The sequence below is a fragment of the Streptomyces sp. NPDC002698 genome, assembly GCF_042888945.1.
Lineage (GTDB): Bacteria > Actinomycetota > Actinomycetes > Streptomycetales > Streptomycetaceae > Streptomyces.
The window spans coordinates 1-13,509 of record NZ_JBIAQM010000046.1 but is presented as its reverse complement, the minus strand read 5'-3'; the positions used below and the strand labels follow the sequence as shown (position 1 = coordinate 13,509).

The 13,509-nt window shown below is 72.3% G+C and carries 11 protein-coding genes; 8 read left to right on the top strand and 3 right to left on the bottom strand.

Annotation, left to right across the window (positions count from 1 at the left end):
• Nucleotides 1-15 precede the first annotated feature (15 nt).
• Entirely contained in the window at nt 16-1,194 is a 1,179-nt protein-coding gene (gene sucC, locus ACFYW9_RS36660) for an ADP-forming succinate--CoA ligase subunit beta (RefSeq protein ID WP_351868394.1), read from the top strand.
• Between the two features lie 21 nt (nt 1,195-1,215).
• The gene (gene sucD / locus ACFYW9_RS36655; protein ID WP_261705930.1) at nt 1,216-2,100 is read left to right on the top strand and encodes a succinate--CoA ligase subunit alpha; all 885 of its coding nucleotides are present in this window, start codon (nt 1,216-1,218) and stop codon (nt 2,098-2,100) included.
• Nucleotides 2,101-2,330: 230 nt separating this feature from the next.
• Here the strand turns inward: sucD and ACFYW9_RS36650 are convergent, their stop codons facing one another.
• Nucleotides 2,331-3,545: a helix-turn-helix domain-containing protein gene (locus ACFYW9_RS36650; protein ID WP_389159445.1), complete on the bottom strand. Its 1,215-nt coding sequence runs from the start codon at nt 3,543-3,545 to the stop codon at nt 2,331-2,333.
• A gap of 108 nt (nt 3,546-3,653) precedes the next feature.
• Here ACFYW9_RS36650 and ACFYW9_RS36645 point away from each other — a divergent pair, with 108 nt between their 5' ends.
• Nucleotides 3,654-5,603, top strand: coding sequence for a DUF6350 family protein (locus tag ACFYW9_RS36645; RefSeq protein WP_389159425.1), 1,950 nt, complete (start codon nt 3,654-3,656; stop codon nt 5,601-5,603).
• Between the two features lie 82 nt (nt 5,604-5,685).
• Here ACFYW9_RS36645 and ACFYW9_RS36640 read toward each other — a convergent pair whose 3' ends face one another.
• Nucleotides 5,686-6,570, bottom strand: coding sequence for a hypothetical protein (locus tag ACFYW9_RS36640; protein ID WP_389159424.1), 885 nt, complete (start codon nt 6,568-6,570; stop codon nt 5,686-5,688).
• 471 nt (nt 6,571-7,041) lie between these two features.
• Here ACFYW9_RS36640 and purN point away from each other — a divergent pair, with 471 nt between their 5' ends.
• Nucleotides 7,042-7,662, top strand: coding sequence for a phosphoribosylglycinamide formyltransferase (gene purN, locus ACFYW9_RS36635; RefSeq protein WP_328671011.1), 621 nt, complete (start codon nt 7,042-7,044; stop codon nt 7,660-7,662).
• Complete coding sequence (purH, locus tag ACFYW9_RS36630; RefSeq protein WP_389159423.1) at nt 7,659-9,248, top strand: bifunctional phosphoribosylaminoimidazolecarboxamide formyltransferase/IMP cyclohydrolase; 1,590 nt, start codon at nt 7,659-7,661, stop codon at nt 9,246-9,248. Before purN ends, purH begins: the two co-directional genes overlap by 4 nt.
• 73 nt (nt 9,249-9,321) lie before the next feature.
• Here purH and ACFYW9_RS36625 read toward each other — a convergent pair whose 3' ends face one another.
• Nucleotides 9,322-9,960, bottom strand: coding sequence for a hypothetical protein (locus ACFYW9_RS36625; protein ID WP_389159422.1), 639 nt, complete (start codon nt 9,958-9,960; stop codon nt 9,322-9,324).
• A gap of 334 nt (nt 9,961-10,294) precedes the next feature.
• On the opposite strand from ACFYW9_RS36625, the gene ACFYW9_RS36620 reads away from it, so the two are divergent.
• The 3 genes from ACFYW9_RS36620 (at nt 10,295) to ACFYW9_RS36610 (ending at nt 13,341) form a co-directional block, all read left to right on the top strand.
• Nucleotides 10,295-11,149, top strand: coding sequence for a bifunctional methylenetetrahydrofolate dehydrogenase/methenyltetrahydrofolate cyclohydrolase (locus ACFYW9_RS36620; protein ID WP_168531814.1), 855 nt, complete (start codon nt 10,295-10,297; stop codon nt 11,147-11,149).
• A gap of 463 nt (nt 11,150-11,612) precedes the next feature.
• On the top strand, nt 11,613-12,050 hold the full coding sequence (locus tag ACFYW9_RS36615) for a DUF3017 domain-containing protein (RefSeq protein WP_387300143.1): 438 nt from the start codon (nt 11,613-11,615) through the stop codon (nt 12,048-12,050).
• Nucleotides 12,051-12,423: 373 nt separating this feature from the next.
• Nucleotides 12,424-13,341, top strand: coding sequence for a DUF2690 domain-containing protein (locus ACFYW9_RS36610; RefSeq protein WP_389159421.1), 918 nt, complete (start codon nt 12,424-12,426; stop codon nt 13,339-13,341).
• The last annotated feature ends 168 nt before the right edge of the window (nt 13,342-13,509 follow it).

Below are 13,509 nucleotides of genomic sequence, written 5' to 3'. Positions count from 1 at the left end.
TAGGGACGGACGCGCGTGGACCTGTTCGAGTACCAGGCGAGGGACCTCTTCGCCAAGCACGGTGTACCGGTGCTGGCCGGTGAAGTCATTGACACGCCTGAGGCAGCCCGCGAGGCGACCGAGCGTCTTGGCGGCAAGTCCGTCGTCAAGGCCCAGGTGAAGGTCGGTGGCCGTGGAAAGGCCGGCGGCGTCAAGCTCGCCGCCACCCCGGACGAGGCCGTCGCCCGCGCGACGGACATCCTCGGCATGGACATCAAGGGCCACACGGTCCACAAGGTGATGATCGCCGAGACCGCGCCCGAGATCGTCGAGGAGTACTACGTCTCGTACCTCCTCGACCGCACCAACCGCACCTTCCTCGCCATGGCGTCCGTCCAGGGCGGCGTGGAGATCGAGGTCGTCGCGGAGGAGAACCCCGACGCCCTCGCGAAGGTGCCCGTCGACGCCAACGAAGGCGTGTCGATCGAGAAGGCCCGCGAGATCGTCGCCCAGGCGAAGTTCCCGGCCGAGGTGGCCGAGCAGGTCGCCGAGATCCTGGTGACGCTGTGGGACACCTTCATCAAGGAGGACGCCCTCCTCGTCGAGGTGAACCCGCTCGCCAAGGTCGCCTCCGGCAAGGTCATCGCCCTCGACGGCAAGGTGTCGCTGGACGAGAACGCCGAGTTCCGCCAGCCTGACCACGCCGCGCTCGAGGACAAGGAGTCGGCCAACCCGCTCGAGGCCGCCGCCAAGGCCAAGAACCTCAACTACGTCAAGCTCGACGGTGAGGTCGGCATCATCGGCAACGGCGCGGGTCTCGTCATGAGCACCCTCGACGTGGTCGCGTACGCCGGTGAGAACCACGGTGGCGTCAAGCCCGCCAACTTCCTCGACATCGGCGGTGGCGCCTCCGCCGCCGTCATGGCGAACGGCCTGGAGATCATCCTCGGCGACCCGGACGTCAAGTCCGTCTTCGTCAACGTCTTCGGTGGCATCACCGCCTGTGACGAGGTCGCCAACGGCATCGTCCAGGCGCTCCAGCTGCTCGCCGACAAGGGCGAGGCTGTCACCAAGCCGCTGGTCGTGCGTCTCGACGGCAACAACGCCGAGCTGGGTCGCAGGATCCTGTCGGACGCCAACCACCCGCTGGTCCAGCGCGTGGACACCATGGACGGCGCGGCCGACAAGGCCGCCGAGCTCGCGGCTGCGAAGTAAGGGACGAGGGACTAAACAGCCATGGCTATCTTCCTCAACAAGGACAGCAAGGTCATCGTCCAGGGCATGACCGGTGCCACGGGTATGAAGCACACCAAGCTCATGCTCGCGGACGGGACGAACATCGTCGGTGGCGTGAACCCGCGCAAGGCGGGCACGTCCGTCGACATCGACGGCAACGAGATCCCCGTCTTCGGCACGGTCGCCGAGGCCATGGAGAAGACCGGCGCCAACGTGTCCGTCCTCTTCGTGCCGCCGGCCTTCGCCAAGGCCGCCGTGGTCGAGGCGATCGACGCGGAGATCCCCCTCGCGGTCGTCATCACCGAGGGCATCGCCGTCCACGACTCCGCCGCCTTCTGGGCGTACGCGAAGTCGAAGGGCAACAAGACCCGCATCATCGGCCCGAACTGCCCCGGTCTCATCACCCCGGGTCAGTCCAACGCCGGCATCATCCCGGGCGACATCACGAAGCCGGGCCGCATCGGCCTGGTCTCGAAGTCCGGCACGCTGACGTACCAGATGATGTACGAGCTCCGTGACATCGGCTTCTCGTCCGCCGTCGGCATCGGTGGCGACCCGGTCATCGGCACGACGCACATCGACGCGCTCGCCGCGTTCGAGGCCGACCCCGACACCGACCTGATCGTCATGATCGGCGAGATCGGCGGCGACGCCGAGGAGCGTGCGGCGGACTTCATCGCGAAGAACGTGACGAAGCCGGTCGTCGGCTACGTCGCCGGCTTCACCGCGCCCGAGGGCAAGACCATGGGCCACGCCGGCGCCATCGTCTCCGGCTCCTCCGGCACGGCCGCCGCGAAGAAGGAGGCCCTCGAGGCCGCGGGCGTCAAGGTCGGCAAGACGCCGACCGAGACGGCCAAGCTCGCGCGCGAGATCCTCGCGGGCTGAGCCGACGCTCGACCGAACGCCGGTGGGCCCGCACCCTTTCGGGGGTGCGGGCCCACCGGCGTTCCGCGTCATGGGTCACGGGCGTTCCGGGGCACTCGGATCACTCAGGTCACTCGGGTCACCTGAGGCACCCGCGACGCGGTCACGGGCGTTCCGCTTCGCGGGCTTCGCGGGCTTCGCGGGCTTCGCGGGCTTCGCGGGCTTCGCGGGCTTCGCGGGCGTCAGCGGTGTCAGCGGGTCTCCGGGATCAGCCGTTCCGGGCCGTTCATCTCCTGGGACCTCAGCCTGGCGCGCAGCTTCAGCTCCGCCGAGGACAGTGGCCCGGGGGCGGCCTTGGGCGGCAGGCCGTGAATGGTCTCCGGCGGCGCGAGGGGGGCCTCGTAGTGGTCCGGGGCCGTACCCATCGTCAGGGCGGTCACCCCGATCAGCAGGACCGTGAAGGCGATGGCCGCCCGGGTCCACTGCTGGGCCCGGCGCTCCCCGTACCAGCGGACCGTGCGGGGCTTCGCCGCGCGCAGCCGCTCCGCGCTCGCGAGTTCGGCGAGCCGCCGGTGCAGGTCCTCCGGCGACGACAGTTCCGGCAGCTGTGCGGCGACGGCCTCGCGCGCGTGCAGCACCCGGTTGGCCGCCGCGGGCGTGCTCGCCTCCGTCTCGGCCGCGGTCTCCGGCAGCCCGAGCCCCACGCCGTCGTACAGCACCAGGGTGCGCCGGTACACGGGCGGCAGTTCGAGGAGTACGTCGAGCAGGGCACGGTCGGCGGCGCCGGAGGGTGGTGCTTCCGGGTGACGGTAGCGGGGGCGCAGCCGGTGCCAGGGGGAGAGCGCGTACTCGTAGGCCGTCGCGCGCACCCATCCGGCGGGATCCGGGTCCACGGCCACCTCGGGCCAGCGGTACCAGGCCTCCTGGAACGCCCGTTCCACGGACTCGCGGGCCAGTTCGCGCCGCCCGGTCAGCAGATAGGCCTGTCGTACGAGGGCGGGGGCGCAGAACGCGTAGAGGGCGTCGAAGGCCTGAGCGGGCGTCAGCGAAGGCTCCGAGAGTCCGGCGCGGGCGTCCTCGACGAGCCACTCCTCGGTGGGCAGCCCTTCGGTGAGCCGCCCCTCGGCCCGCTTCCGGCCCGGCCGCTCCCCGGCTCGGGCGGAACGCTTCCTTCCCGTACCGGACCGGGCTTCGCGGCTCGTCCCCGCGCCCACCAGTCCGGAGCTGATGACCTCCTGAGGGACGGTCACCTCCGGCCGGGCGTCGGCCGGGCCGGCCGCGAGCAGCCTCGTGTACGCCTCCCGCATGCGGCCGCGCGGGGTCGAACGGCCGGACTCCCACGAGCGCACCGTCGCCCGGCTGACGCCGAGCCGGGTGGCCATGTCCGTCTGGGTCAGCGACCGGCTCTCGCGCAGACGGCGGCGCTCCTTGGGCGCCGGCAGCGGGGTGGCGGGGCTCTGTGTCAGGTCGGGTTCCACAGACCGCCCCTTCGTACGAAAAAGTACATAACTGCATATTGAGCGACACATCCAGGGTTCGCCTGTTACGACGAGAAAGCGCGTGTCGTTGGGAGCATGGGAGCCGTGACCCAAATCACCGACCGCAGGCTCTCGTTGTCGCTCCTGCTCACCCGGATGCGCGGCCGATCACCCGGACTGGCCGCGAGCCTCCTGGGCGGCGCCGTCGCCGCGGGGCTCGGGCTCGCCTCGTTCGCCATCCTCGTCATGATGCTGTGGATCAGCTCGCCGTACCCGGACAGCGGGCCGGGCGGAGCGCTGCATGTCGCCGCCGCCCTCTGGCTGCTCGCCCACGGCGTGGAGCTGATCCGCACCGACACCCTGTCCGGCCTGCCGATGCCGGTGGGGGTGACGCCGCTTCTCCTGCTCGCTCTCCCCGTGTGGCTGCTGCACCGGGCCGCACGGGAGGCGGCCGACGTCTCGTCGGAGTCGTCGCCGCGCACGGCGTGGGCCGGGGTCGTCGCCGGTTATCTGTCCGTCGGCTGGGCCGCCGTGCTGTACGCCTCCGGCGGGACGCTGCGTCCCTCCTGGGCCTGGGCGGTGATCTGCCTGCCCCTTCTCGCGGTGATCGCCGCGGGAGCCGGGGTCTGGACGGCGTACGGGAGGCCGTGGGGGCCGAGCCCGTTCCGGGGACGGCGGGCCACGAGGATGCTTCCGGGAACCGGAGGGCGCCCGGTCCCGGCCGTGCGCCGTCCGGCCGTCGCCGACGACCGGGTGCTCGGCGGTGCGGCGCGGGCCGCCGCGGCCGGGGTCGCGGTCCTCGTCGGAGGCGGGGCCCTGCTCGTGGCGGCGTCGCTCGTGTGGCACGGGGACACGGCCCGCGCCGCGTTCGTGCAGCTCACCGGGGGGTGGTCGGGCCGGTTCGCCGTGCTGCTGCTGTGTCTGGTCCTGGCGCCCAACGCGGCCGTGTGGGGAACGGCGTACGGGCTCGGACCCGGTGTCGTCCTGAGCGCGGGTCATGTCGCCGGTCCGCTGACCGCGGGCGTCTCGGGGACGCACACACCGGCCGATCCGCTCCCCGCGTTTCCGCTGCTCGCGGCCTTGCCGCAGGCGGGATCCGCGGCGCCGCCGCCCTGGCTGAGCGCGCTGGTGCCGCTGGCCGCCGGGGTGACGGTGGCGTGGTTCGCGGTGAGGGCGGGGACCGTACGAGGAACCCCGGGCCGGGAGGAGGCCCGGCCGCTCGGGCGGGCGGTGGCCGTCGTCTCGATCGCCGCCGGATGGTGCGGTGTCGCGCTCGGTGTGCTCGCAGGGCTGGCCGGGGGGCCGCTGGGGGTCCGTGCCCTGACTCATGTCGGGCCGCTGTGGTGGCAGGTGGGGCCCGTGACGGCGGTGTGGACGGCGGTCGTCGGGATTCCGGTCGCGGCGGGCGCGGTCGTGTGGCGGGACCGGGCGGACGCGGCCGCCGGGGGCGCGGGTGTCCACCGGGGCCCGCGAGGGACCGGGTGGACACCGCGGCCGCGGATGCGCGCCTGGCTGCCGGGGCGGAGCGGCGCTTCCGCGATGCCGCTGCCGACACCGGTTCCGCTCCAGGGGGCGCCGTCCACCGCCGGCCGGGCCGACCCCGCGGTACTGGCGTCCGTCGTCGAGAGCTTCGATCCGTACGACCCCTACGACCCCTTCGACCCGTACGACAGCTACGACCCCTTCGAGCCGTACGACCCTCTGCCGGGGGAACCCGCGGCGGGCGCCTGGCACGGGGAAGCATCGAGGGAGACCCGCCGGGAGGCCCTGCGAAAGGCGGACGGCCCTTCTGGGCCGGAGTCGCAGGACTCGGGGGACCCCGGGGAGGGGAAGAGTCCCGAGGACCGGGGGGACCCGGCGGACGAGGAGAATCCCGAAGGCCGCCCGGCCCACCGGAACGGCCTGGAGCACCCGGAGGGCCCCGCCCACCGGAACGGACCGGGGCGCCGGGAGTCGTCCGGGAGTGCGGAGGGGCGGGGGCCTTGGACAAAGGGCGGGCCGGAGAACCCCGACCCGGACGACCTGGACAGCGTTTGGCCCCGCTGACCCGGGACCGCCCCTCGCCCTCGCGGGTTCCGGCGGCGGACCGGTCTCCGGCCCGGGGACGGTCCGGGCGGGAGACCGGTCGTCAGTTGTGGGTGCCCAGCAGTCCGCGCAGGTCCTTCGGGAGAAGGTCGTTGCAGGACTGCTTCGCGGCGGTCGTCAGGGCGTCGTTCGTGCAGGAGTAGTAGTCGCTGTAGACGAGGCGGGCGGTGAAGACCCCGGCGACCAGCACGATGGCCAGCGACGCGGTGACGATGCCGCTCACCGCGGCGGTCTTCTGCGGGCGGGTGTTCGGATCGGGAGCCGGGGTGTCGGGGTCCGGCGTACGCGCCTTGGAACGCAGCGCGCTGGTGCCCCAGTACAGGGCGAGCGCCCCGAGCAGCAGGGCCACGTACGGCCAGCCGAAGAGGACGAAGAAGAACGCCCACATGCCGGAGAGCAGCGCGTAACGGGCGCGACGCTGGGCCGGGTCCGTGGGGTCCCAGCGCATTCCTCCGCCCGGCGTGCCGCCAGGGCCTTCGGGGCCGCCCTGCTGCCCCTGCGGCGCGCCCGGCCGGTCGCCGAAACCGCCGCCGCTGGAGGGACCGGGCTGCCGGTCGCTCCACTGACTGCCCCAGGGCGAGTGGCCGGAGCCCTGCTGTCCGTCCCCGTCGTCCTCACCGGAGCCCTGTCCGTGCCGGCGCGGCTGCCAGGGCCGGTCGGGTGTCCCCTCCGGCGGCGGCGCGAACGGATTGTCCTCCTGGCCGGAGGAGGCCGGGCCGGACGGGGCAGTGTCGGACGGGGGAGTGTCGGGCGCGTCGGGTCCGCGCTCGTCCGAGGGGCCGCCGCTGCCGCCCGCCGAGCCGCCGCCGTTCCCGTCCGCGGAGCCGGGCCCGCCTGCGGAGCCGTCTCCGCCCGGCCTCGGCGGGGTGGACGAAGAGCGCCGCTCGCGCAGCAGGAGCGGAGGGAGTCGGAGACTGCGGTCCGGCATCAGGTGAGCGTCTTCCCCTTGGTGGTTCCGGCAGGCGGCGTGTTCACACAGTTTCGCGCTCGTGACGCGCGCCCCGAGCCGGTCCTCCCGGGCTGACGCCTCGGGCCGGTCCGCCCCGGACCGACGCCCCGAGCTTCGCACTCCGGACTCGCGCCCCGAGTTTCGTACCCCCGGACGCGTGCTCCGGAGGTCTCCGGAACCCGAGCCGCGGGTGGTGCCGGGGCCATGCCCCGGACGTTCGTTCTGGTCCCAGACCAACGTCTCACGTGCACAGGGCGTTCCCCGTGCCGGAGGCGTTCCCGGGTGGATCCTCCCCAGACGCTACCTTCCGGCCTCGCCCCCGTCCCGTGGGGGCCGCCCGGTGTGCCGGTATCGTTGCTGACGGTCGGCCGCTTCGTAGACTTCCCCGTATCCCGGGGCGCGAAGCATTCGTACGACCGTACAAACGCTCCCCCGAGAAAGGGCCCTCTCGTGGCCAAGACCAAGCGCCTCGTCGTGCTGGTCTCCGGATCAGGTACGAATCTGCAGGCACTGCTCGACGCCGTCGCGGAGGCCGGCTCAGCGGCCTACGGTGCCGAGATCGTGGCCGTCGGAGCCGACCGGGACGGCATCGAGGGGCTCGCGCGGGCCGAGCGTGCCGGGCTCCCGACCTTCGTGTGCAAGGTCAAGGACCACGGCAGCCGGGACGAGTGGGATCTCGCGCTCGCCGAGGCGACCGCCGCGTACGAGCCCGATCTCGTCGTGTCCGCCGGGTTCATGAAGATCGTGGGGAAGGAATTCCTCGCCCGGTTCGGCGGACGGTTCGTCAACACCCATCCCGCGCTGCTCCCCAGTTTTCCCGGCGCCCACGGCGTCCGTGACGCGCTCGCGTACGGAGCCCGGGTCACCGGTTGCACCGTCCACTTCGTCGACGACGGCGTCGACACCGGACCGATCATCGCCCAGGGCGTGGTCGAGGTCCGCAACGAGGACGACGAGAGCGCTCTGCACGAGCGCATCAAGGAAGTCGAGCGCATGCTGCTCGTCGATGTCGTGGGGCGGCTCGCCCGCAACGGCTATCGCATTGAGGGACGAAAGGTAGTTATCCAGTGACCGCCGACAGCACAGTCACGGCCGAGAGCACCGAGGGCACCAAGCGGGTCATCCGGCGCGCGCTCGTCAGCGTGTACGACAAGACCGGTCTCGAGGAGCTGGCCCGCGGGCTGCACGCGGCCGGCGTCGAGCTCGTCTCCACCGGGTCCACCGCCGCGAAGATCGCCGCGGCCGGGGTGCCCGTCACCAAGGTGGAGGAACTGACCGGCTTCCCCGAGTGCCTGGACGGCCGGGTCAAGACCCTGCACCCCAAGGTCCACGCCGGGATCCTCGCCGACCTGCGCCTGGAGAGCCACCGGCAGCAGCTCGCCGAGCTCGGTGTCGAGCCCTTCGACCTCGTCGTCGTCAACCTCTACCCGTTCAAGGAGACGGTGGCGTCCGGGGCGACCCCCGACGAGTGCGTCGAGCAGATCGACATCGGCGGTCCCTCGATGGTCCGCGCCGCGGCCAAGAACCACCCCTCCGTCGCCGTCGTCACCAGCCCCGACCGGTACGGCGACGTCCTCGTCGCCGCACAGAGCGGCGGCTTCGACCTGCACACCCGCAAGCGGCTCGCCGGCGAGGCCTTCCAGCACACGGCCGCGTACGACGTCGCCGTCGCCTCCTGGTTCGCCTCCTCGTACGCGCCGGTCGACGAGTCGCAGTTCCCCGACTTCCTCGGTGCCACCTGGGAGCGCGCGCACACCCTGCGCTACGGCGAGAACCCGCACCAGCCCGCCGCGCTCTACACCTCCGGCACCGGCGGTCTCGCCGAGGCGGAGCAGCTGCACGGCAAGGAGATGTCGTACAACAACTACACGGACACGGACGCCGCCCGCCGTGCCGCGTACGACCACGAGGACCCCTGCGTCGCGATCATCAAGCACGCCAACCCGTGCGGGATCGCCGTCGCGTCGAACGTCGCCGAGGCGCACCGCAAGGCGCACGCCTGCGACCCGCTGTCCGCGTTCGGCGGTGTGATCGCGGTCAACCGTCCGGTCACCAAGGAGATGGCCGAGCAGGTCGCGGAGATCTTCACCGAGGTCATCGTCGCGCCCGAGTACGAGGACGGCGCCCTCGAGGCCCTCGCCAAGAAGAAGAACATCCGGGTGCTGCGGGCCCACAACGCCCCGGCCGACCCGGTCGAGATCAAGCCCGTCGACGGTGGCGCGCTCCTCCAGGTCACCGACCGGCTCCAGGCCCCCGGCGACAACCCGGCGAGCTGGACGCTGGCGACCGGTGACGCCCTGAGCGAGGGCGAGCTCGACGAGCTGGCGTTCGCGTGGCGCGCCTGCCGCGCCGTGAAGTCCAACGCGATCCTGCTCGCCAAGGACGGCGCCTCGGTCGGCGTCGGCATGGGCCAGGTCAACCGTGTCGACTCCGCGAAGCTCGCGGTCGAGCGGGCCGGCGCCGAGCGCGCCCGCGGCTCCTACGCCGCCTCGGACGCGTTCTTCCCGTTCCCCGACGGCCTGGAGATCCTCGCCGACGCGGGCGTCAAGGCCGTGGTCCAGCCCGGCGGCTCCGTCCGCGACGAGCTGGTCGTGGAGGCCGCGAAGAAGGCCGGCATCACGATGTACTTCACCGGGACGCGGCACTTCTTCCACTGATCCGGTGCCCATGCGCGAGGGCCGTGTCCCCCTTCACAGGGTGGGACACGGCCCTCGGCGCGTACCGGATCGTTCAGTAGCGGGGACGGTTGAACCACGCGGTGCCGGACGGCGCGATCATCGCCGCCGCCATCACACCGCCGAAGCCGATCCACAGCAGCGAGAACACCAGCGACGCCGAGGAGCCGACGTCCGCCGCGTTGATCAGGCCGAGGAAGCCCAGCAGGGAGCCCAGGATGCCGTAGACCATGGTGGTGATCCGGATGCCCTGGCCGCCTCTGGTGAACTTGACCCCCAGGGTGATCGACAGAGCCGCGAGGCCGAGGAAGATCAGCGCGAACACGAAGATGATGCCCGCGGAGGCGTGGCCGATGTCGGACAGGCCGTTGTCGCCGAAGGTGTCCTCGCCCGCGTTGGACGCGTCGTTGATCGTCGCGGCGCCGAAGATGGCGAAGATGCCGATCAGGATCTGCACGCCCGCCACGATGTAGAGCAGCACGCGCGCGGTCGTCATCAGGCCCGGCATGGTCTGCGGCATCATGTTGTCGCCCGGGTAGCCGGGGTACGCGGGCTGCTGCGGGTAGCCGTAGCCCTGCGGGGGCACGGTCGGCGGGGCCTGCGGGTACCCGTAACCGGGAGGGCCCGGCGGGGCGGCGGGAGGCTGCTGCGGCGGCGGCGGGCCGTAGGGGTTGTTCGGGTCGCCGAAACTCATGGCGGGTTTCCTCCGTTGCCTGATGCGGGGACTACGCGCGGCACGGTTCGGAGGAATTTCTACAGAGCGGTCCGTCCCCCCGGTACTGCCCGCGACACTGTGGTGCTCATCGTTCTTTAGCACTCTCTTACTTGTCCAGCGCCATTCCGTATGTGTTGTCCAAGTGCAACATGAGTGATCATGGCCGGATACGGGTGAATCGGGCACCCGGCGGCTTCCGGGAGGCGGCCGAAAGACAACGGAAAAGCCACAGAACGGCCGCTGAACGGCTGTTGCGGGGTCCCCGCGGCCCCGGATTGGAACCTGGACCGCGTCATCCGGGAGGATGGGGGGCATGACCGCCCAGATTCTCGATGGCAAGGCCACCGCAGCCGCGATCAAGTCCGACCTGACCGTCCGCGTGGCGGCCCTGAAGGAGAAGGGCGTCACGCCCGGCCTCGGGACGGTTCTGGTCGGGGACGACCCCGGAAGCCAGAAGTACGTCGCCGGCAAGCACCGCGACTGCGCCCAGGTCGGCATCGCCTCCATCCAGCGCGAACTGCCCGCGACCGCGACGCAGGAAGAGATCGAGGCGGTGGTCCGCGAGCTGAACGAGGACCCCGCCTGCACCGGCTACATCGTCCAACTGCCGCTCCCCAAGGGCATCGACGAGAACCGCATCCTGGAACTGATGGACCCGGACAAGGACGCGGACGGCCTGCACCCGATGAACCTCGGGCGTCTCGTCCTCAACGAGCCCGCCCCGCTGCCCTGCACCCCCAACGGCGTCCTCACGCTCCTGCGCCGCTACGGCGTGGAGATCAAGGGCGCCGAGGTCGTGGTCGTCGGCCGCGGTGTGACCATCGGGCGTCCGATGCCGCTGCTGCTGACGCGGCGCAGCGAGAACGCCACGGTCACCCAGTGCCACACCGGTACCCGTGACCTCTCCGCGCACCTCAAGCGCGCCGACATCATCGTCGCCGCCGCGGGCTCCGCGCACCTCGTCCGGGCCGAGGACGTGAAGCCGGGCGCCGCCGTCCTCGACGTCGGTGTCTCGCGCAGCGCCGAGGGCAAGATCGTCGGCGACGTCCACCCCGACGTCGCCGAGGTCGCCGCCTGGATCTCCCCGAACCCGGGCGGTGTCGGCCCGATGACCCGGGCCCAGCTGCTCGTCAACGTGGTGGAAGCGGCGGAACGCAGTGTCGGCTGACGGCAACGCCCACGAGTCCGGGGCCGGCGCGGCGCGCGGCGGCACCGAGTCGGCCGTACGGGAGGCGGAGAGCGCGCTGCGCGCCGCTGTCACCGGGGGGCGTGACTCGGGTTCCGCTTCCGTGGCGGCTTCCGCTTCTGCTTCCGCCTCTGGGGGGACCTCTGCTTCCGCGGGCGCGGGCGCGGAGGGTGGTTCCGTGGCCGGGGGCTCTGACAGTCGGGGGGCCGGGGCCGGTGTGCGGTCCGTGTCCGAGAAGGAGAGCGAGATCGAGACCGAGTCGAAGACAGAGGTCGGGGCCGAGACGGAGGTCGGGGCGGAGACCGAGGTTCATGCCGGGGCCGAGGCTGGGTCTGGGTCTGGGGCCGTGTCCGAGGCTGAGGCTGAGAGTGACACCGAGGCCGAGTCCGGGGCCGACGTTGCCGGTGGAGGCGCGGCTGAGGCTGAGGGCGACGAGCCGGACGGGATGACCGTCCGGGACGCGATCAGCGCGCCCGACGCCCAGGGCGAGCCGCGGCGCACCACACGGCGCTTCCCGCTGTTCACCCGGGACACGGCACGGCCCGAGGGCGGCGGCCGGGCCGCGTCCGGGGACGCCCCGGCGCCCGCGCGCCAGTGGCCCATCCTCACCGTGCTGTCCGCCGTCGCGCTCGGCCTGCTGCTCACCGCGCTCGACGTGTTCCGCGTCGGCACGATCCTGATCGGCGCCGCGCTGCTCGCGGGTGCCGTGATGCGATGGATGCTGCCCAGCGTCGGCATGCTCGCGGTCCGCTCCCGCTTCACGGACATGCTCACCTACAGCGTCCTGGGCATCGCCATCGTGGTGCTCGCGCTGATGGCCCAGCCCCACCCGTTGCTGGAGATCCCGTTCCTCGACGACACCCTGCACTTCACGGTCCGCTGAACCGCGGACGGCACGCGCGTGCGTGCCGTCCCGGCTGTGCGTTCCGGTGGCCCGTCCTCTCCTTCGGGGAGGGCGGGCCTCGTCGTTCTCGGGAATGAGGGCGGCCCGTCCCCTCCCCCGAGTCAAGGACGGGCCGCGATCGGGCGAGTGTTCCGCCCGGGGTCAACCCTTGTGCACGAGAACGGCCTGTTCAACAGCTTGCCGTCCGCTGTGGCACGGAAGTGACCATTCCGGCACGGTGTGCGCGCCGTATGACGGGAACCGTACAACTGCGGCTCGCGCAGCCGTCGTTGCCGCCCTCGCCGCCTTGTCCTCTGCCCTGTGGTCTGTACTGGTGGAACACTGGCGTGTACTGGGGGAGTGGGGGAAATCGATGCCTCGTTGGAAGGCCTTGCCGGGCGAACTCGACCCGCGGGTTACGGAGTTGGTCGGGCAGCTTCGACTGCTCGTCGACCGGAGCGGGTTGGATGTCGTGGCCGTGGCCGACCGCACGGGCTACAGCAGGACATCCTGGGACCGCTACCTGAGCGCCGGCCTGCTCGCGCCCAAGGGAGCGGTCGTCGCGCTGGCCGAGGTGACCGGGGCCAACCCCGTGCATCTGGCGACCATGTGGGAGCTGGCCGAGCGTGCCTGGAGCCGTTCGGAGACGCGTCACGACACCACGATGGAGGCGATACGGATCTCCCGGGCGCGGGCTGTGCCGGGGGAGTTCGGTCCGGTGACGTCGGCTCCCGCGGCCGGGGCGCCGGAGCCGCAGGACGCGCGGCCCGTCGGGGCCGGACGGGGTGAGGGCTCCGCGCGGCGGAAGCGGCGGCTGACGGTGTTCGTCGCCGCTGTCGTGGGGACCCTGGCCGTCGTCGCGGCCACTGTCTGGCTCACCCGCGATGGGGGGAAGAAGGACCCGGGCGCCACGCCGAAGACGCCGGCGGTCTCCGCGAGTCCGCGGATCGTCCTGCCGCCCGGGGTGAAGTGCAGTGGGGCCTCCTGCGCGGGGAAGGACCCCGAGAAGATGGGCTGCGGCGGTCGGCTGGCCACGACGGCGACCAGCGTGACGGTGGGGACCACGCTGGTGGAGGTGCGGTACAGCAGGACGTGCGGGGCGGCTTGGGCCCGTGTCGCGCGGGCGGCGGCGGGGGACCGGGTCGAGGTGTCGGCGGGGGCCGGGGCGAAGCGGACGGCGGTGGTGGGCACGGACGTGGACACGTACACGCCGATGGTCGTGGTGAAGGGCGCCGGTGACGCGAAGGCTTGCGTGACGCTGGCTTCGGGGCGGGCGGGGTGTACCGCGTAGCGGGTTCGCTCGCGCTGGCGTTCGCGGGTGCGGGTGCGGGTGCGGGTGCGGGTGCGTTCGCGGGTGCGGGTGCGGTTCGGTGGGTGGGTCGGGGCCGTGCCGGTGCATCAGCCCGTCGCCGTTGGGTGAGGGGTGGGCGTCGGTGGCGACGGGCATCGATGTACCGGC

Excerpts from the sequence above, each read along its gene's own strand:
- sucD (WP_261705930.1), top strand. The coding sequence starts at position 1,216 with ATGGCTATCTTCCTCAACAAGGACAGCAAGGTCATCGTCCAGGGCATG.
- ACFYW9_RS36645 (WP_389159425.1), top strand. The coding sequence starts at position 3,654 with ATGGGAGCCGTGACCCAAATCACCGACCGCAGGCTCTCGTTGTCGCTC.
- ACFYW9_RS36640 (WP_389159424.1), bottom strand. The coding sequence starts at position 6,570 with ATGCCGGACCGCAGTCTCCGACTCCCTCCGCTCCTGCTGCGCGAGCGG.
- ACFYW9_RS36625 (WP_389159422.1), bottom strand. The coding sequence starts at position 9,960 with ATGAGTTTCGGCGACCCGAACAACCCCTACGGCCCGCCGCCGCCGCAG.
- ACFYW9_RS36620 (WP_168531814.1), top strand. The coding sequence starts at position 10,295 with ATGACCGCCCAGATTCTCGATGGCAAGGCCACCGCAGCCGCGATCAAG.
- ACFYW9_RS36615 (WP_387300143.1), top strand. The coding sequence starts at position 11,613 with ATGACCGTCCGGGACGCGATCAGCGCGCCCGACGCCCAGGGCGAGCCG.
- ACFYW9_RS36610 (WP_389159421.1), top strand. The coding sequence starts at position 12,424 with ATGCCTCGTTGGAAGGCCTTGCCGGGCGAACTCGACCCGCGGGTTACG.